Consider the following 24,024-nt stretch of genomic DNA (forward strand, 5'->3'; position numbering starts at 1 on the left):
AAAAAGCAAATAACCTCAAAGGTAAAGGCAACGCTAAATTCTGTAGTCTAAGCGGATGCATAACCACACAATAGCAGGCAGATACAACTAATCCATAATTTGGTTCGAGCGCAAATAAAGATTTTCATACCGTTTGGCTTTAATTTTTGTTTAACCCTATATTTGGCAAACAGGTGGCTCAAGCCGCTACTCTTTCCCCTATTTCTTCTAAAACTAAATTAATTCATCCTCAAATCAAATGTTACAACATTTTTAAAATTAGTCCGTTAAGATGGGCAAATGGCCTGTTGTTAACAGTTGTTAGTTACTTCTGTTGATAAGCTTGCTTACTATTTATAATTTAGTAGCCACCATATTTGAGACTGATGCAGAAAAAACACTTACTCATCCCGCTATTTTTGGCAGGGAGTTTTACTACATACGCACAGGTTAGCGCCGTGCAAACTTTAAATAAGAACTACCAAGATGGCTTAGAGTTATTACAGAAAGAAAAATATACGGCTGCGTCCCAACAGTTTAAGTTGGTGCAGCAGAAAACGTTCAGGCCATCTACGCAGTTAGAGAATAGCGCAGAGCTTTCGCTAATAAAGGAAAATTCGAAGTTTTATGCAGCTGTTTGCGCACTAGAACTTACAAATAGCGATGCCGAAGATCTTTTTAGGGATTTTATTAGAGACTATCCGCTAAACCCAAACACCAAGCTTGCCTACTTCTTTGTCGGAAAATCTTATTTCGACCAAAAGAATTATACCAAGGCACTAGAATGGTTTGAAAAAGCAGACCCTTCTACCCTTTCGGGCAGCCAACGTTTAGAATACCAATTTAAAGAGGGCTATGCTTATTTCGAGCAAAAAAATTACGAGAAAGCAGAACCGCTTTTCGAAAGTGTTAAGAAGGAAAAAGGCGACTATCAAGAAGGCGCCACCTATTATTTTGCGTACATCAACTATTTAAATAAAGAATATAAAACAGCCCTTGCTAATTTCGAAAAGCTAAAAGGCTCGCCAACCTACGAAGCCAGCTATCCATATTACATCACTTCGATGTATTATTTAGATGAACGTTATGATGATGTAATTGATTACGGCCTTTCTTCTATAAATAAGACCAAACAGAAATTTGAGCCAGAAATGTTCAGCTTGGTTGCGGCCTCTTATTTTGCAAAGAACGATTTTAAAAACGCAGAAAAATATTTTAGAGAGTTTTATGCGAAAGATACCGAAGACAGTAAAAACAACCTTTTTATCTATCAATATGGTTATTCGCTTTATCAAAATAAAAAATCGAAAGAAGCCGTTGCGGTACTAGAAAAACTAACCGCCGATGATATTTACCTTCAAAATGGAATGTACACTTTAGGTAGAGTCTACTTAGAGTTAGGCAACAAAGCAAAATCTCAAAGTGCTTTTTTCAGGTCGTCTAGGTTAGATTTTGATAAGAACATTAAAGAAGAAGCTTGGCTGGCATACGCTAAACTAAGCTACGAGTTAAATTATTCGCAACAAGCGCTAGACGCCACTCAAAGCTTTTTAAAGCAATTTCCAAATTCTCGAAAAATAAACGAAGCGAAAACATTGTTGGGTGAGGTTCTTTTAACAACCAAAAACTATCAAGCAGCAGTAGACATTTTACAACCGATTGTAGAAAAAACACCAGAGGCAGAAAGTGCCTATCAAAAAGTAACTTATTTTAGAGGCTTAGAATTTTATAACGAACGTGCATTTCCAAATGCATTATCTATGTTCTTACGGTCTGAAAAATACCAAAAAGACAATGAAATTTCTGCCTTAGCTACCTATTGGAAAGCAGAATCTATGTACGAATTACGTAAATACGGCGAATCTGTACAAACATTCCAGACGTTTCTAAAAATGCCCGATGCAGATAAAACGGGTGTGTACAATTTTGCAAATTATGCTTTGGCTTATGCCGCTTTTGAGGGCGAGAAATATGGAACAGCAGCCAATTACTTCGAAAAGTTTTTGGCTGGCAATGATAAAGACCAAAAAACGGTTGATGATGCAACCATTAGGCTTGCAGATTCTTATTTCGTAGAAAAGAAGTATGATGCCGCTATGGCAGATTACAATACCATCATCAATAGAAAAACAGATGCAGCAGACTATGCACTTTTTCAAAAAGGAATGATTCAAGGTTTGGAGACGCAATACGATGCAAAAATTGCGACCCTGCAAAGTTTACTTAGCCAGTTTCCAAATTCTAATTATGCTGATGACGCAGGCTTTGAAACTGCCTACACCTATTTTAACAAAGGCGATTTCGATAAATCAAAAAGGGACCTTACAGATTTAATTGCAAAATATCCGCGGAGCAGTTATGTGGCTAAAGCACTGGTAACTATTGGCTTGGTGCAGTACAACCAAAAAGAAGACGATGCTGCGGCAACTACTTTTAAAAAGGTAATTGCCGATTACCCAAGTGCAGACGAGGCAAAACAGGCCATGGAATCTATTAAAAACATTTATTTAGATAAAGGCGATGCGAACGGATTTATTGCTTACGCAGAAACCACTCCTTTAGGTAATTACAGCAACTCAGAGCAAGATAACATTGTATTTAGCGCAGTAAATAACTTATACCTACAAGGCAAGTTTCCGGCAGCGTTTCTTGCCGTAAACGCCTACTTTGATAAGTTTCCGAAGTCTATACATGAAAAACAAGCAAAATTTATCCGTGCAGAAAGTTTGGTAAAAATGGACAGGCCAGATGAGGCAATTCCAGATTATGAATATATTCTGAACGACTGGACAAGCGATTATACGGAGCAAAGTTTGGTAAGTATCTCTCAATTATTCTTAGACCAGAAAAAGTATAACGAGGCAATTGTATATTTAAAAAGGCTAGAAACCACCACCGACTATAAAGCACGTTATGGTTTTGCGATAAACAATTTGTTAAAAGCCTATACTGCGCTAAACATGCCAGATGATATGCTCAAATACGCAAAACTGGTTAGAGAATCAGAAAAAGCATCAGAAGAAGAAAAACATAGTGCAGGTTTATATGCAGGTAAAGCTTACCTTTTAAAGGGAGACACCACAAACGCTATAACAGAATTTAAAAGTGTGGTAGACAGCACCAAAACAATTGCTGCTGCAGAATCTCAATATAATTTGGCGCTGTTAGAATATAGTAAAGGCCAATACAAAACATCTACAAAAAGCTGTTTTAAGGTAATTAACGATATGGCATCTTACGATTATTGGGTGGCAAAATCTTTTATTTTATTATCTGATAATTACGCAGCCCAAGGCGATGACTTACAGGCAAAAAGCACCTTGTTAAGTATTATAGACAACTACGAAACCAAGGACGACATTATCCCGGCGGCAAAAGAAAAATTAGAAAAACTAAACAAGAAGAAGTAAGAAAGATGAGGTTATTGAAAAATATAGGTGGCTTGTTGTTGTTTTGCGGAATTGGATTAAGCGTTTCCGCGCAAGATAAAAAGCCCGACACCACAAACAACAACGCCCTTAACGAAGAAATTGAGGTGGTTAGGCCTTATAAACCTATCCTGGCCGAAGCAGTAAAACTTCGGCGAAGCCCTAACTTGGATGATGTTAAAACCTATCAGGCTAAATTAAATTATAGCCTTACCGATAGAAAGTTAGAGTTGAACAGCGACATCCAAAAACTACAAGCGCAGCAGGTTGCCGAAGAGAGATCTAGTATTTTGGTAAACAATTATGTTAAAGGTGCAATTGGCTCGTTATCTACCTTTTTGGGCGAAGTTTATGTAAATAATGGCAAAGATGAAGGATTACAAGTTGGTGGTTATTTTAAGCACTTTGGTCAAAGCGGAAATTTAAACGACCAAAAAAGTAGCAATACCACACTAAGTATTTTCGGTAGGAGCATTTTAGAAGAAAATACGGTTAGCGGACGTTTAACTTATCAACGCAACGGACTGAATTTCTATGGCATCAATCCAGATAGCGCTTCCCTAAATCAAAACCCACAAAAACAGGCATTAACTTTTATAGAAGCTGAAGGTGAGTTGGTAAAAAATTATGATGAAAACAACGCGAATTTAAGTTATGCATTAAAGGCAAACGGATCTTTGTGGGGCGATAAATTTAATGCACGCGAAAGCTATTTTACGTTGAACGGATATGTTAACCAAAAGATAAGCACTTTAAATTTGGGTTTAGCTGCCTCTACAGAGTTTGGTAAAACCAAAGATGATTTAACAAGCATTGGCAACAACCTGTTACGTTTAAACCCATACATACGTTTATTGGTGCGTGGCGCAACGGTTACCGCGGGTATAAATTTTGTGCAAGAATTTGGTGCAGCTAACAGTTCTAGAATTTTCCCTGCCATTACTGCAGATTTTACGTTAATTCCTGATTACCTGCAAGTTTTTGCACAAGTTACTGGCGATGTAAATCGCACTTCGCTTAAAGAACTTACCGGTGAAAATCCTTGGTTAAACAACAACATCAACATTAAAAATTCTGTAGAAAAATTAAATATTAGTGGAGGTATAAAAGGAACTGGTGGCCCAGGGTTTGGCTACAAAGCACGCTTTTACATTAAGCAAATAGAAGGTATGCCACTTTTTGTAAACAACTTTAATGCATTTAACAAGTTTGACGTAATCTACGATTTAGGGAAAAGCAAGATTACGGGATTAGAAGGAGAGATTTCGGTGCAGGTTAGCGATGCGTTAAAATGGACCGGAAAATTAAATATAGAGGACTACAAGTCTGCATCAGAAACCTACAGCTGGTTTAAACCAGGTTTAAAGGTAAGCTCTAACTTACTATACGCCATCACAAAAAAGATTACCTTAAACGCAGCTGTAGCGATACAAGACGACATGAAGGCCAAAGTGTATGTTGATCAACCTGTGGATGCGCTAAGTTACACCTCCCCAAATACATCAATAGAGCATATTGTAGATGTAAAAGGTTTTGTAGATTTAGGCGTTGGCGCAGATTATCGCATAAACAATAAATTCTCTGTTTTTGCAAAAGCAAACAACCTTCTTAACACTAACTATAGCAAGTATTTATATTACCAAGTAAATGGATTTAACATTTTTGGAGGCTTAACCTATTCTTTCTAAAAAGAGTCGAACATCCAAAAATTAGAAAGGTTTAGAAAAAACACTTAATTTTGGCCGAATGGACATTACATCAAATTTATTAGCGTTTCTACAAACACATACCGATGCTACGCTGGGTAGATTTGGTGTATTTACAAAAACTCGCGTACCGGGGCACTTTAACAAAGCAGAAAAAACCTTTGCACCGCCAAGTTTTAAATTAAATTTTGATGCAGAAAACCTAGCTGAAAACGTAGCGTTTGCAGATTTCGTTTCAAAAGAAAACAAACTGTCTGTTGAGGAAAGCAAGCAAGCAATAGCATCTTTTACTTCTGGCATTAAAGCTTCCTTAGATCAAAATCGAGAAGCATCCATTAACGGGTTAGGCAAATTTTCGCTAAATGAGGAAAGCAACATCCATTTTGAGGCGGATCAAGACTTAATTTTAGACCCTAGCTATTTCGGAATGCCAACCGTGAACGATGGAGCATCCGTTGCATCATCTAGTGAAAAAACGAACGACGCAGCGGCCGACAATCAACAAACGAGTCCACCTATTGTGGAAAACATAGAATTAGACGAAGTAAAAACCGATCTAGCGAACACCTTAGCCCATTTAGAGACCGATAAAATCAATTCGGAAATAAAGGAACCTATACAGCATCGCGAAGAAAATAAACCTGAAGAATTTGCCGAGACTCCGACAAAAGTTGAACCGACAGAAATAGAAGCACAACAAGTAAATCCTCCGGTTGAAGAACTTAAAACTCCGATTTTAGAACCCCCGCTATCCGAAGAGGAGAGGAAAACTATTTTGGGCAACCAAATACTTGATGAAGAAAATAAGGATTTAACTACGTCAATTGTTCCGCCAATCGAAGAAAGCAAGGCTGATGTAGACTATACCAAAGAACAAGTAACCCAGGCTCCAGTGTTTATTAAAGAACAACACGAGGAACACCCAGAAAGATTTGGAGCGGATACGATGGAACATCCTACAGAAAAAAGCATCTGGCCAAAAGTGCTGGTTACCTTCATCATCCTGCTAGTTATTGGTGGACTGGTGTATTTTTTCCAACCAAACTTATTAAACCGTAGCTCGGATCCTATTGCGAAAGTGGTAAAACCTACCGATTCTACAAAAATACAGGTTACACCAATAGACACCGCGCAGGGCAAACAAGATTCTATAAATAAAGCAGATAGTGTGCTAAGGGCTAATATGGTACAATCGCCAGGTAGGGATAGCATTAACGGACAAAACATTGCAAACAACGAACCTATCATCACGTTCGATGTGATTGTGGCCTCTTATAAAACAGAAAAAGCTGCAGGGCGATACATTTCTATCATGAAAAGTAAAGGCTATGATGCCAAAATAGCACACATGACCGGCACTAGAAAAAAAATTAGCATCGCTTCTTTCCCATCAGAACAGGAGGCAAAAAAACAACTAGTTATCTTACAGAAAAAATTACGAGGAAAAGGCTTTTACGTACAAAAAATTAAAACACCATAAATGACAACTTTATTAATCATCCAAGACACCGCAAGAGTATTACAAGATTCTCTCAATGCGGTTAATTCAAACCTAAGTCAGCCGGCTCCCGAATTGCATTTTATAGATTTGTTATTTAAAGGCGGCTGGGTAATGTTGCCTTTAGGGCTTTTAGCCTTCTTAGGTTTAGTAATTTTTGTGGAGAGATACATCACCATAAAAAAATCTACAAAAGAAGAGGTAAACTTAACCGGTCAGGTAAAACAATATATCTTATCTGGTAACTTAGATGGCGCACTAGCCATGTTGCGTAACAACCAGTCTCCGCTTTCGCGGATGTTGCAGAAAGGGTTAAAGCGCATTGGCAGACCAATAAAAGATATTGAAGCGGCAATAGAAAACGTAGGAAAATTAGAAGTTTCTAAACTAGAAAAAAATATTAGTATTTTAGGAATTATTGCCGGCATTGCCCCAATGCTTGGGTTTGTGGGAACAATTATTGGGGTAATTACTATCTTTCATGATGTATCCATTAAAGGCGCAATTGAAATTGGAACTATTTCTGGTGGTTTGTACATTAAGATGATTTCATCAGCGACTGGTTTAATTATCGGTATTATTGCCTATGTACTTTACCACATTTTAAATGCAATGGTAGAGCGTATTGTGTTAAGAATGGAAACAGATTCCATAGATTTTATTGATTTATTAGAAGAACCTAGCAAATAATGAATTTAAGAAAGAAGAATAAACCTCATGTAGAGGTTCATACATCGGCATTAAACGATATTATGTTTTTCTTGCTCTTGTTTTTTTTATTGGCCTCGGCCGTGGTTAATCCAAATGTAGTTAAACTGCTGCTGCCGCGATCAGAAAGTGGACAACAATCTACCGCGAAAAAAGCTGTAACGGTTACCATAGATGAGAATTTAAAATATTCTTTGGACAAAAAACCGATGACTTTAGATGAGCTTCAGCCAGCTATAGAAAAATACCAAGCGCTAGAACCAGACCTTACCATTATTTTGTATGTGGCTAGAGGTGTTTCCATTGAAAATACCATGGAAATTTTTGATATTGCAAACAAATTGAAATTGAAAGTAGTTTTGGCTGTAGAGCCCAAAAAGAAATGATAGAACACGAGGAAAATAACTATCCAAAAGCATTTGCCATTTCCGCGGGGATTATGATTTTTCTCCTTGCGATAAGCTTTTTTATCGTTATCGGTCGGTTTCAACCACCAGAAAATGTAGGAATGGGCGGTATGGTGGTAAACTATGGCACATCTGTAGAAGGCATGGGCGATGATTATACTAGTATTGAAGAACCATCTGCTGATCCAAATGCCAACCAAAAAGCGCCAGACAAAATTACTCCAGAAGATAAAGTTACCCCAAACACCAGTTCTCAAGTAAACGAGAAAGAAATACAAACGCAAAATACCGAAGATGCGGTTGCCATAAACACCAAAAAAGTTAAAACCACAACCACCGCTCCTACCACCGCTACCGAAGAGAAGCCTGCAAAACCGGTTATAAACCAAAATGCACTTTATAAAGGCAAGAAAAATACGGGTCAAGGGCAAGGAGATGGAACTGGCACCACCGCAGGAAACCAAGGATCTGTAAATGGCGATCCACTTTCCAACGACTACGGCGAAGGTGGTTCTGGAAATGGAAACGTAGCACTCTCTTTGGCAAGCAGAAGATTTGTAAACATTCCGCGAATTCAAGACGATGGGCAAGCACATGGAAAAATAGCCGTGGAAATCAAGGTAGATAAAAATGGAAAGGTAATCTATGCCCGGGGCGGTGCCAGGGGCACTACCCTATCTGATTTAGGCTTGTGGAAAAAGTGCGAAGCCGCCGTGTTAGGTGCAAGCCTGAACAAATTAGAGTCTGCACCAGATGTACAGACTGGTGTTGTTGTCTTTAATTTTAAGGTGAAATAGCGTCCCGATTAGTCGAAAATATTTAGAAAAACTAACATTTTTTGCCATTGAACTACCAGCAAACCCTAGATTTTCTATACACTAAACTCCCAATGTTTACTAGAATTGGTGCAGCTGCCTTAAAAGCAGATTTATCAAATACCATAGAACTTTGCGCGGCGCTTGACAACCCAGAGCAAAAATTTAAGAGCATACACGTTGCAGGCACAAATGGCAAAGGTTCCACAAGCCATATATTAGCCGCAGTACTGCAAGCCCAAGGCTACAAAACTGGCTTATATACCTCTCCGCACTTAAAAGATTTTAGAGAGCGTATACTCATCAACGGAAAAAAAATAGGCAAACAACAGGTTACAAAATTTGTAAATGAGCAAAAATTGCTCATAGAACAATTAGAACCTTCTTTTTTTGAAGTTACGGTAGCCATGGCTTTCGATTATTTTGCAAATGAGCAGGTGGATATTGCCATTATCGAAGTTGGCCTAGGCGGCAGATTAGATTCTACCAATGTAATTACGCCAGAAGTTTCTGTCATTACAAACATTAGCCTAGATCACACCAATTTACTGGGCAGTACGGTGCAAGAAATTGCACCAGAAAAAGCAGGGATTATAAAACAGCGCATTCCTGTGGTTATTGGGGAAACTCAAAAAAGCATAAAAGATATTTTTGAGGAAAAAGCCAAGACGCTTAACGCGCCCATTTTCTTTGCCGATGAAAAACTGTTTTTAAAGAACAAAAAACTCATCAGAGGCAAGTTACAGTTTTCGGTTTATGAGGAGGATAAATTGCTGTTCGGAAATTTAAGTTGTGATCTAACAGGCAGTTATCAGGAAAAAAATATCCTAACGGTGATAAAAGCCATTAGCATTTTAAATAGCCAAAATATTTTTCTGGTAGAGCCGAAGGCAATTTATACTGGCCTTGCAAACGTAAAGAAACTTACCCATTTGCAAGGCAGGTGGCAAATCCTCCAAAAAAATCCACTAGTAATTTGCGATACCGGGCATAATCTTGCAGGTATCCAAGAGGTGTTGAAGAACATCAACCAAACAAAATTTGAAAAACTTCACATCGTTTTCGGCATGGTGAAAGATAAGTCTATCGACGAAATTTTAGCTTTATTACCAAAAACTGCATGCTATTATTTTTGTAGCCCAAATATAGAAAGGGGTTTGGATGCGTGCGCTCTTATGAAACAGGCATCGCAGTTTGAGTTGACAGGAAAAGCTTACCCTTCTGTTGCAGACGCTAAGGCTGCCGCTTTATTGGCAGCGCAAAACCAAGATTTTATATTTATTGGCGGAAGTACTTTTGTTGTAGCAGAGGCTTTACCTTAAGTTAACATCATCTTTAAATCCATTATAGGAAAAAAGGCTATTTTTGAAAGAAAAAAACATGAAAAAACTTTTCTTCTTAGCTTTCCTTCTCATCTCGTTGTGTTTTCAGCCAACATTTGCGCAGAAAAAGAAACCGTCCATATCTTCTCCCAATAATTCTAAAGAAGTTGCTCGTCCAAAATTTGTTGTCGGCATTGTAGTAGACCAAATGCGTTGGGATTATCTTTACAGGTATTATGCCAGATATGGCGAGGGAGGATTTAAAAGATTACTTGACAAAGGCTTTAGCTGCGAAAATACGATGATAAATTATTTACCGAGTTATACTGCGGTTGGCCATTCTACCATTTTTACAGGTTCGGTGCCTAGCATCGATGGCATTTCTGGCAACGATTGGATAGACCAACTTACTGGAAAAAACATATACTGTACTTCAGACAGTACTGTTACAACTGTCGGTGCCGATTCTAGAGATGGCGAAATGTCACCCCGGAATCTACTAGTTTCTACCATTACAGATGAACTCCGTTTGGCAACAAACTTTAAATCTAAAGTAATTGGCGTGTCTTTAAAAGACCGGGCTTCTATTTTACCAGCAGGGCATTTAGGTGCTGCCTTTTGGTTAGATGATGCCAGTGGAAACTTTATTACCAGCAGTTATTATAGCAAAGAGCTTCCTAGCTGGGTAAGCAAATTTAACGATCAAAAAAATGCAGAAAAGCTACTAGAAAATGGATGGAACACCTTATATCCTATAAATACCTATACAGAGAGTACGGCAGATGACGTGCCTTGGGAGGGAAAATATTCAGGAGAAAAAACGCCTACTTTTCCACATGATTTAAAAACTGTATATTCAAAAAGCAAGGGTGTAATTCGCAGTTCGCCTTTTGGAAACACCCTTACGTTGGCTTTGGCAACAGAAGCAGTAAAAGCAAATGGCATGGGCAAGGGAGCAGCAACAGATTTTTTAACAGTTAACTGTGCTTCTACAGATTATGTTGGCCATCAATTTGGACCAAATTCTATAGAGGTTGAAGACACCTATTTACGGTTAGATAAAGATTTAGCAACTTTTTTTAACATGCTCGACGCAAATGTTGGCGCAGGAAATTACACCATATTCTTGACAGCCGATCATGGCGCGGCACATTCCATCAATTTTATGAAAGCGCATAATTTGCCTGCCAGCGGATGGAATTCCAATCAATTAGAAAAAGATTTAAATAAGATATTGGCCGATAAATATGGGAAAGGAAATTTAATCCGCGACATTAAAAATTACCAAGTAAATTTCGATTTGGCTAAAATTAGCAGCGAACAACTAGACTTCGATGCAATTAAAAAAATGACCTGTGATTATATAAGAGTGCAACCGAATGTAACCTACGCCATAGATATAGAGAAAATTGGCGCTTTACCCGTTCCAGAGCCCATTAAAACTATGGTTACGAATGGCTATAATTTTAAAAGAAGTGGACAAATCCAAATTATTTTACAGAGCGGCGATTTTGAAGGTAGCGGTCAAACCGGAACAACGCACGGCACTTGGAGTCCTTATGACACCCACATTCCATTGGTTTGGTACGGCTGGGGAATTAAGCAAGGCGCAACAAATACCGAAGTAAATATGACGGATATTTCTGCAACTTTAGCTGGTCTTTTACACATTCAAATGCCAAATGGATGTATTGGCAGACCGATAGTAGAACTACTTTCGAAATAAATCAAAGCAGTAATAGGTATTAAGCCGGCAGAAATGTCGGCTTTTTTTATTTCTAAACCGTTTGGGGAAATATGAGAAACCCCTCGCTCAGATTTCTTATCTTTGGAATAACCAGATATTTCTGTTGAATCTATTGAGATTATTCTATTTTTTATCATGCAAGCAGAAGAAAAATATATTCCTAAAAATAAAATTCGGTTTGTTACAGCCGCATCACTTTTTGATGGCCACGATGCAACCATTAACATTATGCGTAGGATTTTACAATCATCGGGCGCAGAGGTAATACATTTAGGGCATAACAGATCGGTAGATGAAGTGGTAAACTGTGCCATACAAGAAGACGTGCAGGGCATTGCCATGACCTCCTACCAAGGCGGACATATAGAATATTTTAAATACATGTTTAATCTGTTGTTGGAGAAAGGAGCTAGCCACATTAAAATTTTTGCCGGTGGTGGTGGTGTGTTTTTACCTACAGAAATTGATGAACTACAACTGTACGGCATAACAAAAATCTACTCGCCAGATGACGGCAGAAAGATGGGTTTACAAGGCATGATAAACGACATGCTGCGAAAAACCGATTTTGTGACCATAAACGAAATAAAAGACGAGTTTAAAAACATTACCCAAAAAAATACCAATAACATTGCCCGGCTTATATCTTTTGCAGAAAACAATCCAGACAAGTTTTATGTGGAGATGGCAAAAGCAAAATTGCCGAAAACACAAAAAAGTATAGTGCTTGGAATTACTGGCACGGGTGGTGCGGGTAAATCTTCTTTGGTTGATGAGTTGTTGCGACGGTTTTTGCTTTATACAAAAGAAAAAACGATTGCAATTATCTCGGTAGATCCATCAAAAAGAAAAACCGGAGGCGCACTTTTAGGCGATAGAATTAGAATGAATGCCATAAACAATCCGCGGGTCTATATGCGCTCTTTAGCTACGCGGCAGGCAAACCTTGCATTATCGAAAAATGTGCAAGAAAGCTTAGACATTTGCAAAGCAGCTGGATACGATTTGATCATTGTTGAGACTTCTGGTATTGGTCAATCAGACACAGAGATAACAGATCATTGCGATGTTTCATTATATGTGATGACCCCAGAATTTGGCGCAGCCACCCAATTGGAAAAAATAGACATGCTCGATTTTGCAGATCTGGTGGCTATTAACAAATTCGATAAGCGCGGCGCATTAGATGCTGTTCGCGATGTGCGGAAACAGTATAAGCGAAACCACCTAAAATTTGATGTGCCTGATGACGAAATTCCGGTATATGGCACCATGGCATCGCAATTTAACGACCCGGGAATGAACGAACTTTTTTTAGCACTGTTCAATCAGATTAAAGAAAAAACCAGTGTCGATTTTGCAATAGATGCAACAGAAATAGCCACTAACACAGAGAAAGCATACATCATTCCTCCAGATAGGATTAGATATCTAGCAGAAATTACCGAAGCAAGCAATCATTATAATCAGTGGGTAGAAGCGCAATCGGCCATTGCAAGAAAAATGTATCAGCTAGATGGCGTTATTTCTTTACTGGATCAAATGAAAGAAAAAAAACCTGCACAAGAGGAAACGATAGCCGATTTAAAAGGAGTTTTGGCCGAATTTGAAGAAATGATAGACGGGCAGGCAAAAAAACTTTTACGCAATTGGCCCGCCGTAAAAGACACATATACTCAGGCGAATTTTGTCTACAAGGTTAGAAATAAAGAGATTAAATTACCGCTGTTTTATACATCGTTATCTCAGTTAAAAATTCCAAAGGTTGCTTTGCCAAGGTATAACGATTGGGGCGATTTACTAAAATGGCTACTCACAGAAAACCTCCCGGGCGAATTTCCTTATGCCGCTGGGGTTTTTCCTTTAAAGCGAGAGGGAGAAGACCCAACTAGAATGTTTGCGGGAGAAGGCGGCCCAGAGCGGACAAACAAGCGCTTTCATTATGTATCTCTCGGACAAAAATTTAACCGCCTATCTACGGCATTCGATTCGGTGACGCTCTATGGAGAAGATCCGCACATTAGGCCAGACATTTACGGAAAAATTGGAAATTCTGGGGTGAGCATTGCCACGCTAGATGATGCCAAAAAACTCTATTCGGGTTTTGACCTTTGCGCGCCAAGCACGTCGGTTTCTTTGACGATTAATGGCCCAGCACCCATGCTGCTTGGTTTTTTTATGAATGTTGCCATAGATCAACAGTGTGAGAAATACATCGTCGAAAACAATATTCAAACAGAAGTAGAGGAAAAAATAAACAAAATTTATAGCTCAAAAAAACAAAGCCGCCCCGTTTATAATGGAAAATTACCAGAGGGAAATAACGGGCTTGGCTTAATGCTTTTGGGCGTAACAGGCGATGAGGTGCTTCCAATAGATGTTTATGAAAGCATAAAAGCAGGTGCGCTAAGCGCGGTTAGAGGTACAGTGCAAGCAGATATTTTAAAAGAAGATCAAGCGCAGAATACGTGTATATTTTCTACCGAGTTTGCCTTGCGGATGATGGGCGACATTCAGAAATATTTTATCGACGAGAACATTAAAAACTTTTATTCAGTTTCTGTTTCTGGCTACCACATTGCAGAAGCAGGAGCAAATCCAATCTCTCAACTCGCATTCACTTTAAGCAATGGTTTTACATTCGTAGAATATTACCTAAACCGTGGCATGCATATTGATGATTTTGCACCCAATCTATCTTTCTTTTTCTCTAACGGAATAGACCCAGAATATGCAGTTATTGGAAGAGTTGCCCGTAGAATTTGGGCAAAAGCAATTAAAAACAAATACAAAGGCAATGAAAGGTCGCAAAAGCTAAAATACCACATTCAAACCTCGGGAAGATCTTTACACGCTCAAGAGATTGATTTTAACGACATAAGAACCACACTCCAAGCGCTTTATGCCATTTACGATAACTGTAACTCACTACATACCAACGCTTATGACGAAGCGATTACCACGCCCACAGAAGAATCTGTTCGTCGGGCGATGGCCATTCAATTGATTATTAATAGAGAACTGGGGCTGGCAAAAAATGAAAACCCCTTGCAAGGTGCATTCATTATTGAAGAATTAACGGATTTGGTTGAACAAGCGGTGTTAACAGAATTTAAACGAATAAATGATCGTGGCGGCGTGTTGGGTGCAATGGAAACGATGTATCAACGCGGCAAAATACAGGAAGAAAGCCTTTATTATGAAACGTTAAAACACAGTGGAGAGTTTCCAATTGTTGGGGTAAATACGTTTCTAAATAAGAACGGTTCGCCAACTATTGTACCTACAGAAGTAATTAGAGCAACAGAAAAAGAAAAACAAGATCAGATTGCTTCTCTAAAAGTATTTCAGGTTAGAAACAAGAAAGTTGCTGGGGATAAATTGCTAAAACTTAGGGCTGCAGCAACTGCCGGTGAAAATATTTTCACAGAATTGATGGAAGTATGCAAAACATGCTCTTTAGGGCAAATTAGTAATGCACTTTATGAGGTTGGTGGACAATATAGAAGAAATATGTAAGGTAGTTGAATTTGAAAAAAAGCGCTGAATATTTAGCGGGTGTTCTGCGCTAACGAACGTTGTAAAGCGCCCAAATTATTCTAATTTGAGTGACTCTAAAACAATTGCTATATTAAAAAAGCCTGCTCTTTATAAAAGAAGCAGGCTTTTTAATTTTATATTTTTAATAGGATTTACCCAACTATCCAGCTAAACTTATAATCCATTGTTGGATTTTTCATTCGATCCGCTACGCGTAACAGGCGATCTGGTAAGGCCAATAAATAATCTCTGGCTTTCTCTCCGGCGGCATCTAAATCTCTCAGGCTTTCTATTTGCCAATCTTCTAGAAGCTGTTGCATAATTTCTACATAATCTACACCAGTATAAACGCCTAAGCGTTGTGCAGCATCTGTAAAATGACCAAAAGTTTGGCCAATTTTCAATCCAACTTCGCGAAGAAAGTGAGCTGGCATTACAATCTTTTTCCGCATCATATCTTCGAATGCAAGTATGGCTTCGTTCGGATCTACTTCAAAAATCTTGTTCATAAAATCTTTGTAGGCTTTTGCGTGTCTGGCCTCATCGGATGCGATTACGCCACACATTTTAGAAAGCAGTGTGTCGCCCTCTTTTTTTGCCATGGAAGCTACGCGCCTGTGCGATACGTTTGTGGCCATTTCTTGAAAACTCGTATAAATAAAGTTTCTATAAGGATCGTGGCCGGTACCAATGTCAAAACCATCGGCAATTAAATATTGGGTAGAAATTTCCATTTGGCGCATATCTACGCGCCCAGATAGGTATAGGTATTTATTCAGCACATCGCCATGCCTATTTTCTTCTGCAGTCCAGAACCGCACCCATTTCATCCAACCACCTTCTTCATCTTTACTTTGCCCATCAACCATCGTTAACCAAGATTCGTACGTTGGCAAAGCTTCTTCTGTTATGGTATCGCCAATAAGCACCGCAACTAGATCATAAGATAAATCTTTTGCTGTTTCTCTTAATGCCCTCACATCTTCATAAAAACTTTCTCCGGTAGAATCTGGCAAAAAATCGGAAGGCTGCCAATTGGTATCTATGGGCTTTAAGTATGTGTCCATCATCTCTAGCATATATTTCTCTACATGCACCATTACTTCCCGTCTCTTATCTGCAAAAAAACTCATCTGTTATTTCTATAATTTTTTAAAAACAAATATAACCAAATTTTATGGCAAAGTATATTTTATGTAACAATCCAAAAAACATTTCGACCGGGTAACAAGTCCTTTGAGATGCTCTTATCTACGAATTAGAATAACGAAGTCTATTTTGATGAATTAGAAAATTGCTAATTAAGGCCATCATTTAGCTAAACCTTACCGCCATTTTTTAATTCAAGATTTTTTAACGCCAACACCTGACCCATATAACCACAGAGTGTGGAAAAATTCTACACTTAAAAGTTTTAATAAAAAAATTAAGCACCTAGTAATCAATAATTTAAAAATAAATAATTAGTTGGCATCATTGTGTTACACTACTTGGCATAACAAGAACAAATAATTAGAATAATTAATACATTAAAAATTTAGAACCATGAAAAAATTAATTTTATCAGCTGCATTTTTAGCTATCGGAGGATTAACAGTAGTAAACGCAAACGAAATAAATACAGTAAAGACCAATCCAAATACAATTGTGATGGTTCAAGATAGTGTTGTAAAAACACCTGTTAAATTAGACTCGCTACCGGCGGCTGTAACGGCAACGTTAAAAACAGATGCTTATAAACATTGGACGCCAACGGAAGCTTGGGCAGTTAAAGATGGCGAAAAAGAGTATTTCCTTATCAATGTTAAGAAAGAAGAGCAAACAGGTGCTTTAAAAATTGACAAAGACGGAAAACCTGTAGAATAAACACCCAAAATTAACATCTATATAGAAAAGCCAGATTTTATCTGGCTTTTCTTGTTTTTGCTGTATAGCGAAAATGGTTATTTTAGAAGACGATACCATTTGCCCAACTGCTTGATGGTTTTCTTACCAGACACATGAAGTTACACTTGTAACGCAGATTAAACAGGCCACCATTTAGCTAAACTATACCGCCATTTTTTAATTCAAGATTTTTCACCGTCAATACTTGACCCATTTAACTACAGAGTGTGGAGTTTTTCCACACTTAAAAGTTTTAGAAAAAAATTAAGTAACTGATAATCAACAATTTAAAAATTAATAATTAATTGGCATCATTGTGTTACACTACTTGGCATAACAACAATAAGTAATTAGAATAATTAATACATTAAAGATTTAGAACCATGAAAAAATTAATTTTATCAGCTGCATTTTTAGCTATCGGAGGATTAACAGTAGTAAACGCAAACGAAATAAATACAGTAAAGACCAATACAAATACAATTGTGATGGTTCAAGATAGTGTTGTAAAAACACCTGTTAAATTAGACTCGCTACCGGCGGCTGTAACGGCAACGTTAAAAACAGACGCTTACAAAGATTGGACGCCAACGGAAGCTTGGGCAGTTAAAGATGGCGAAAAAGAGTATTTCCTTATCAATGTTAAAAAAGAAGAGCAAACAGGTGCTTTAAAAATTGACAAAGACGGAAAACCTGTAGAATAAACACCCATAATTAACATTTATATAGAAAGGCCAGACTTTGTCTGGCTTTTCTTATTTTTGCTGCATGGCGAAAATACTTATTTTAGAAGACGATACTACATTTGCCCAACTCCTTGATGGTTTTCTTACCAGACACAAGCATGAAGTTACGCTTGTAACGCAGATTAAACAGGCCATTAAATTAATCGATAAGCAAGAATTTGATTTATTTTTAGTTGATTACAGACTTCCCGATGGAATTGGATTAGAAGTAATTACGCACTCTAGAAACTTAGGCTTATCTACCCCAATTATTGTAATGACTAGCTTTAACGATGTTCGCACAGCGGTAAAGTCTATGCAATTAGGTGCTTTTGATTACATCACAAAACCTGTAAATCCAGATGAGCTTTTAATGGTTATTAAAAACTCATTGGAGAAGAAAAGCCTTATAATTGATGTTGTAAACCCAACTGACGGTGATTTTATAAAAGGAGAAAGTGCTGTTGCAAACAAACTCTACGGCTTTATTGCGTTGGTTGCTCCTACAGAAATGTCGGTCATTATTCAAGGTGAAAGTGGCACGGGAAAAGAGTTTGCAGCCAGAACCCTTCACCAACAAAGCAAACGAGCAAATAAGCCTTTTGTGGCCATAGATTGTGGCGCGCTTTCTAAAAATCTGGCCGCAAGCGAATTATTCGGGCATATAAAAGGTGCATTTACGGGTGCGTTAAATGACAAAAAAGGTCAGTTTGAATTTGCAGATGGGGGAACCCTATTTCTAGATGAAGTTGGAAACCTAAGTTATGAGGTTCAAGTTAAATTACTCAGGGCGGTACAAGAAAAAACCATTCAGCCGCTTGGCAGCATAAAACAGGTACCTGTGGATGTTCGCATAATTACTGCAACAAACGAGGATTTGACGAGCATGATTCAGCAGGCCGATTTTAGAGAAGATTTATACCACAGACTAAATGAATTTAAAATCCAAATACCTGCATTAAGAGATAGAGACGGTGATTTAGACTTGTTTATAAATCATTTCGTCAAATTATCAAATAGAGATTTAGACAGGAATGTGAAGAGCATCTCAAAAGAAGCGAAAACACTCTTATTGAACTATGATTGGCCTGGAAATTTACGGGAATTGAGCAATGTTATTAAACGGATGGTATTGTTAACCCCTGGCGATGTTGCTGAAATAACTGCTTTGCCAGATGAAATGACCATTGCGGTAAAACACCAGCACAGTCCTAATTATTCTTCTGATTTAAAGGCGACAAATGAGCAAAACGAGAAAATGTTAATCTCTGAAACGCTTATTAAGGCAAAACACAATAAATCTAAAGCTGCTAAAATGTTAAACATAGATAGGAAAACACTCTACACCAAAATGGAACGGTATGGTATTGATTAACATCTTTTTAGAAGTTGTGAATCAGCCCTATATACTGCAATAATTAGGATAATTGAACTCAGAAATTAAATGAAATGCTAACAGCCATCCACCCAAAATTGCCCATGCGCAATAAAACAGTTACCAAAGATTTTTATTTGAAAAAATTAGGTTTTGAAGCCGTTGGCACAGCCGATTTTGATGGTTACCTTATGGTGGAAAAAGACCGTGTTCAAATTCATTTTTTTGAATTTAAAGATTTAGACCCAAAAGAGAATTACGGACAGGTTTACATCAGAACAGACGATATAGATGGTTTATATCGAACACTTCAACAAGCAGGAACTGAAATACATCCAAACGGAAGTCTCCAAATTAAACCTTGGGGACAAAAAGAATTCTCGGTGCTCGACCCTGATAGCAACTTACTTACTTTCTTGCAGGATTGGCCATAATGTTTGATGAAAAAAGGTGTTATTGGGACTTTATTTCCAAGGCATCATTCATCTGCTGGCGCACGTTCCATGCCGTCCAAAAGGGCCAACACTTCATCTAACTTTGCCAACTGATTTACCACTTCATTCTTTATCGAGATAGTAAGGCCTATCTCGGCTATATCAATTTCCAATAATCTAAAAGAAGTCGCCAAAGTTTTAGACCCAATCTGAGCCATCCTCCCTGCTAGCCTGTGCACAATTAGTCGGGCATCGGCTTGATTGTTCTCTTCTAAAAATATTGTTAGTTGCTTAGCATCTGCTAGAGAATCCAACCTACAAGTTGTAAGAATTTTTTTTAACATTTGCTGGTCGCCAAAAGTCATCTTTTCAATGTTAGAAAAATCAAGCTCAGGTTTCAAATCATCCATATCTACATTATCGAATATGGAAAGCAGATCGACCGCTCTAAAGGGCTTCATTATCAATCCTTCAAAGCCTTCTTTCAAAACCAAATCCCTTTCATCTGGTAACACTTGGGCGGTTATTGCATAGAACCGGACGTGAGGAGGCAGTTTTTTCTTAAGAATTTTGCAAAGTTCTAAGCCTGTCATTTCTGGTAAGCGCATATCTACAAGAACAAATGCCAAACTATCTACAGGTTGTTCGTTAAGAATTTCAGTTATTTCATTAAAACATTTGTACGGAATTTTGTTCCTTTCGAAAATTAAACCACAAAGATCCAGTATCAACTTGTCGTCGTCTATTACCCAGACAGTTTGTTTGGTAGAAATCTTATAGTTCTTTAATTCCAAAGAGTCGGGTATCTCCTCCTCGGCACTTTCAAACTTCAGAAAAACACTAAAAATAGTGCCAATCCCAGGCTTACTCTTAACATGGATTCTTCCACCTTGATTTTCTACAAGCGATTTTACAATACTTAATCCCAATCCCGTACCTGTTTGATTAACGACATACTTCTCTGGCGATTCGACTTGCTCAAACTCATTAAATATTGTATCAATTTCAGTTTCTGCAAATCCAATACCCGTATCTTCTATAATGAAATTGAGATGTACGTGTTCGTTCTGCTTTTTTGCGGAAACAGAGAGCTTTATTTCTCCATCAAAGGTAAATTTAACAGCATTTCCAATAATGTTATACAATACCTGCTTTAAACGAAATGCATCACCTTTTACAAATTCAACTCCAGGAGTATCTACATGCGTGCTAAGCTTTAACGATTTCTGCTCTGCAAGTGGAAGAATAACCGAAACCACTTCATCAAGAAGATCTTGCATTCTAAAAATGTGGTTATTAAAGGTAAACTCCCCAGAAATTATTCTGTTGTAATCTAAAATTTCGTTCACAATTTGCAAAAGATGTACTGAGGATTGGTAAATGGCATTAATATCTTTCTTTCGTGGAATATCTTGGAGCGAGATTAATTCTGAATAACCTAAAATAGCCTGTAAAGGGGTTCTAATTTCATGGCTCATGTTCGAAAGAAAGCGCTGCTTAGCCTTGCCATGATATTCGGCCTCGTCCCTTGCCAGTTCCAAAGCCTTCCTGTAACGGTTACTTTTAGTAATGTCAGACAAAATGAGGTACATCAACACAATAGTTAAAAAAAAGAAGACCACCAGAATGGCTGTTATTTGAGCAACACTAGCATTTACCACTTGTTTAGCCTGCCGCCCGTTTAAATCCATTTGCTGCACAGCTTGCGCCTCAACTTCCTTTAAAATTTTGAGCATTTGCCTGGTTAATGTATTGCTAGCTACAGCAAGTTCAGATTCTTGTTGCAAAAATTTCTGCCCTTTTAACCGTTGTGTTTTGGCGATACTTCTTAATGCACTTTCCATGCTATTAAGAAGGCTATCTTCAGCTTTCGGGTTTACCGTATCTCTCTTTACCTTAAACTCTTCGTTAATAATTTTGTAAGCATCGGCTTTTTTCTTACCGAACAACTTGCTTAAAAATCCTCTAGATTTCTTTTCATCGTCTGGCCCAACGGTGGTAGTGCTAGTAGTGGTCTGCGTAATTAATACTGCACTATCTGCTTGCCTCGATTGCTTACTTACCAACCCACTAATTTTACTAACATCTTCTGAAAACGACTTGGTATTTACCAGATTCTCTCTAACCTTTAGATAAGCCAAAAATTGCTTATCCCGGTCTCTAAGTAGCTTTTTCAAAGATTTAATTCTTTCCAGTTGTGCAGAATCATTAGCGTACAAACTTCTAAGCGTATCCAAGCTCAACCTTAATCTTTTTGATTCGGTTAAGAAATTATCGTTGCCATCGTTATCAAAGGCTTCCTTTCTCTGTAATTGGTCTAATCGAGCTATTTTATGGGTTAAATCGTTAACAATCCTCAATCTTGCGTTTGGCTGAGAAATTTCTTCTACCACAGATAACATCTTACCAAATGCAAATTTACTGACATACCCGGCCAACAAGAGTGCAAAAAATGCACAGATGAAACCTAAAATAACTTTTCCCTTTACCGATTTAAAAATTTTTCTTTGAAGACCTCTACTCATTAAACTCATATTACCGCTTTAAACCTCACGAATTTTATTAGAAAAAAACATGTGTGCCCAGTTTGACAAATAACGTACCAAGCGCGTTTTTTCATAAATACATAACCGCTGGTATAAGATGAAAAGACAACTTTACCAGCAAAGCCAACCATTGATCTGAATAGGATTTTCTTCTCTCCATTAAAACTATCTATTCCTCTTTGTAAAAAACGCTATCTAGATGCACAAAACAATAGATGTTTCTTAATTTTAACCTGATATTTGACTATGAATCGCATCGATCGTCTTTTCGGAATCATAACCTTAATGCAATCGCGCAAATATATTTCTGCGGAAAACATCTCCGAGCAATTTAATATCAGCACCAGAACCGTTTATAGAGATGTTAAAGCTTTACAAGAGCAAGGAATCCCCCTAAGTTTCGAACAACATAAAGGCTATTTTTTGGTTCAGGGATTTTTTCTTCCACCTGTTTCCTTTAGTATGGATGAGGCAAACGCCCTTTTACTTGTCGAAAGTTTAGTAAAGGGTTTCGCTGATAATTCTATCCGTTCACATTATTCAACAGCGCTTACAAAAGTTAAAGCAGTTTTAAGGGCACCACAGAAAGAAAAGTTACAAACCTTAAATCAACATATAAAACTTCAAATTCCACAGCGGTTAAATTTCAATTTTGAATACCTTTCCCTCCTTCAAAACTCGATATCGGAAAAAACTATAGTTGAATTGGAGTATAAAAATGCAAAAGACGAAATTAGTAAACGTACCGTTGAACCTATTGGCTTAATATTTTATGCTTTTAGTTGGCACTTAATCGCATGGTGTCACCTCCGTATTCAATACCGAGATTTCAACCTGACAAGAATTATCTATTTAAGACCCCTTAACAAACCCTTCGAAAAACCGAGTCACATGCCTATGAGCGACTATATGAACTTGCTACCTGTTAATTTCTAATTTTTTTTCTTCGAGATTTGCTACCTTTAGATTAAGGCAATTTCAGTCCATGCCTTTAAGGCCTTAAAGAATGGACGTTCAACCCCGGGTGTATCACACTCAAACAGTTATAATAGATAAGAGCTGTCCAGAATTTTTTTTTAATAAAATAATTTTATTTTTTTTACACTGCCATAAGGTTGTCACTCATTGCTGTTTACTTTGTGTAAACAACACCTAAAACCTATGGGTTTAGCTGGGTTAATACTATTTGAATTAAGCTTAAAAGAAACATTAAAACGAAAAAATATGGACATCATCAAATTATTACTAAAAGAATTAGAGGCCGAATTTAAGACCACTAAAAAATTTATGGCAATTGTACCCGTTGATAAATTTGATTGGGCACCGCACCAAAAAAGCATGAAAATGAAAGCACTTGCCACCCACATTGCTGAATTGCCAAGTTGGGTAAGTATAGCGTTAACTACTGATGGGCTAGATTTTGCAACCACCCCTTACCAACCAGTCCATGTAAATAACGCAGATGACTTGGTAAAGCTTTTGCAAAAGAGTTATGAAGACGGGAAAGAAGCGCTAGAAAAAGCAACCGATAAAGACTTAGAAGGTAAATGGATATTGCGTAATGACGAAAAGATTTTAGCAGATTATACGAAATATGAAACGATTCGCCATTCCTTTAGCCAAACCGCCCACCACAGGGCACAACTTGGTATTTATTTAAGACTATTGGACATTCCTATCCCTGTAAGTTACGGTCCAAGTGCCGACAATCAGAATTTTTAAAGTCTTTCCTTGGTCAAAATTACTTCTTGATCAAGGAATTTCATCGTCATGAGCCATTTGAATAAAAATGCGTGAATCTATGGTGACGCCAACCAAGCATTAACGGAGCTTTATTTCAAACAAACCAAACTCCCCATTCCTGTAATGGATGGAGGCCCGTTACTTCTTTTAACCCAACGGCCCCA

The 24,024-nt window shown here is 37.8% G+C and carries 17 protein-coding genes; 15 read left to right on the forward strand and 2 right to left on the reverse strand.

Annotation, left to right across the window (positions count from 1 at the left end; translation table 11 throughout):
• Positions 1–365 precede the first annotated feature (365 nt).
• From ABIB40_RS17995 to ABIB40_RS18035, 9 genes are all read left to right on the forward strand, one after another.
• The gene (locus tag ABIB40_RS17995) at positions 366–3,389 is read left to right on the forward strand and encodes a tetratricopeptide repeat protein (RefSeq protein ID WP_354360820.1); all 3,024 of its coding nucleotides are present in this window, start codon (positions 366–368) and stop codon (positions 3,387–3,389) included.
• 5 nt (positions 3,390–3,394) lie between these two features.
• Positions 3,395–5,095 carry a TonB-dependent receptor gene (locus ABIB40_RS18000; protein ID WP_354360822.1) on the forward strand — a complete coding sequence of 567 codons (1,701 nt, stop codon included), beginning with the start codon at positions 3,395–3,397 and terminating at the stop codon, positions 5,093–5,095.
• 58 nt (positions 5,096–5,153) lie between these two features.
• The gene (locus ABIB40_RS18005; RefSeq protein ID WP_354360824.1) at positions 5,154–6,593 is read left to right on the forward strand and encodes an SPOR domain-containing protein; all 1,440 of its coding nucleotides are present in this window, start codon (positions 5,154–5,156) and stop codon (positions 6,591–6,593) included.
• Positions 6,594–7,301, forward strand: coding sequence for a MotA/TolQ/ExbB proton channel family protein (locus ABIB40_RS18010; RefSeq protein WP_354360826.1), 708 nt, complete (start codon positions 6,594–6,596; stop codon positions 7,299–7,301).
• A complete protein-coding gene (locus ABIB40_RS18015; protein ID WP_354360828.1) occupies positions 7,301–7,705 on the forward strand; it encodes an ExbD/TolR family protein in 405 nt (134 codons plus the stop codon). Before ABIB40_RS18010 ends, ABIB40_RS18015 begins: the two co-directional genes overlap by 1 nt.
• Positions 7,702–8,523 carry an energy transducer TonB gene (locus ABIB40_RS18020; protein WP_354360830.1) on the forward strand — a complete coding sequence of 274 codons (822 nt, stop codon included), beginning with the start codon at positions 7,702–7,704 and terminating at the stop codon, positions 8,521–8,523. The genes ABIB40_RS18015 and ABIB40_RS18020 overlap by 4 nt, the downstream gene beginning before the upstream one ends.
• 92 nt (positions 8,524–8,615) lie before the next feature.
• Complete coding sequence (locus ABIB40_RS18025; RefSeq protein WP_354360832.1) at positions 8,616–9,863, forward strand: bifunctional folylpolyglutamate synthase/dihydrofolate synthase; 1,248 nt, start codon at positions 8,616–8,618, stop codon at positions 9,861–9,863.
• Positions 9,864–9,921: 58 nt separating this feature from the next.
• Positions 9,922–11,589 (forward strand): alkaline phosphatase PafA, encoded by a 1,668-nt coding sequence (pafA, locus tag ABIB40_RS18030; RefSeq protein ID WP_354360834.1) that lies wholly within the window; start codon positions 9,922–9,924, stop codon positions 11,587–11,589.
• Positions 11,590–11,745: 156 nt separating this feature from the next.
• Positions 11,746–15,129 (forward strand): methylmalonyl-CoA mutase family protein, encoded by a 3,384-nt coding sequence (locus ABIB40_RS18035; protein ID WP_354360836.1) that lies wholly within the window; start codon positions 11,746–11,748, stop codon positions 15,127–15,129.
• A gap of 173 nt (positions 15,130–15,302) precedes the next feature.
• Here ABIB40_RS18035 and ABIB40_RS18040 read toward each other — a convergent pair whose 3' ends face one another.
• Positions 15,303–16,283: an acyl-ACP desaturase gene (locus ABIB40_RS18040; protein ID WP_354360838.1), complete on the reverse strand. Its 981-nt coding sequence runs from the start codon at positions 16,281–16,283 to the stop codon at positions 15,303–15,305.
• A gap of 412 nt (positions 16,284–16,695) precedes the next feature.
• Here ABIB40_RS18040 and ABIB40_RS18045 point away from each other — a divergent pair, with 412 nt between their 5' ends.
• The 4 genes from ABIB40_RS18045 to ABIB40_RS18060 all read left to right on the forward strand — a co-directional run bounded on the left by ABIB40_RS18045 (position 16,696) and on the right by ABIB40_RS18060 (position 19,571).
• Positions 16,696–17,016, forward strand: coding sequence for a hypothetical protein (locus ABIB40_RS18045; RefSeq protein ID WP_354360840.1), 321 nt, complete (start codon positions 16,696–16,698; stop codon positions 17,014–17,016).
• A 404-nt stretch (positions 17,017–17,420) separates the two neighbouring features.
• Positions 17,421–17,741, forward strand: a complete 321-nt coding sequence (locus tag ABIB40_RS18050; protein WP_354360842.1) for a hypothetical protein — start codon at positions 17,421–17,423, stop codon at positions 17,739–17,741.
• A 64-nt stretch (positions 17,742–17,805) separates the two neighbouring features.
• On the forward strand, positions 17,806–19,137 hold the full coding sequence (locus ABIB40_RS18055; RefSeq protein WP_354360843.1) for a sigma-54-dependent transcriptional regulator: 1,332 nt from the start codon (positions 17,806–17,808) through the stop codon (positions 19,135–19,137).
• 74 nt (positions 19,138–19,211) lie between these two features.
• Complete coding sequence (locus ABIB40_RS18060; protein ID WP_354360845.1) at positions 19,212–19,571, forward strand: bleomycin resistance protein; 360 nt, start codon at positions 19,212–19,214, stop codon at positions 19,569–19,571.
• Positions 19,572–19,615: 44 nt separating this feature from the next.
• Here ABIB40_RS18060 and ABIB40_RS18065 read toward each other — a convergent pair whose 3' ends face one another.
• Positions 19,616–22,105, reverse strand: a complete 2,490-nt coding sequence (locus tag ABIB40_RS18065) for an ATP-binding protein (protein ID WP_354360847.1) — start codon at positions 22,103–22,105, stop codon at positions 19,616–19,618.
• Between the two features lie 258 nt (positions 22,106–22,363).
• Here ABIB40_RS18065 and ABIB40_RS18070 point away from each other — a divergent pair, with 258 nt between their 5' ends.
• The gene (locus tag ABIB40_RS18070; RefSeq protein WP_354360849.1) at positions 22,364–23,053 is read left to right on the forward strand and encodes a helix-turn-helix transcriptional regulator; all 690 of its coding nucleotides are present in this window, start codon (positions 22,364–22,366) and stop codon (positions 23,051–23,053) included.
• A gap of 288 nt (positions 23,054–23,341) precedes the next feature.
• On the forward strand, positions 23,342–23,839 hold the full coding sequence (locus tag ABIB40_RS18075) for a DinB family protein (protein ID WP_354360851.1): 498 nt from the start codon (positions 23,342–23,344) through the stop codon (positions 23,837–23,839).
• Positions 23,840–24,024: the final 185 nt, after the last annotated feature.

The sequence above is a fragment of the Pedobacter sp. UYP30 genome, assembly GCF_040547165.1.
In the GTDB taxonomy this organism is placed as follows: domain Bacteria; phylum Bacteroidota; class Bacteroidia; order Sphingobacteriales; family Sphingobacteriaceae; genus Pedobacter.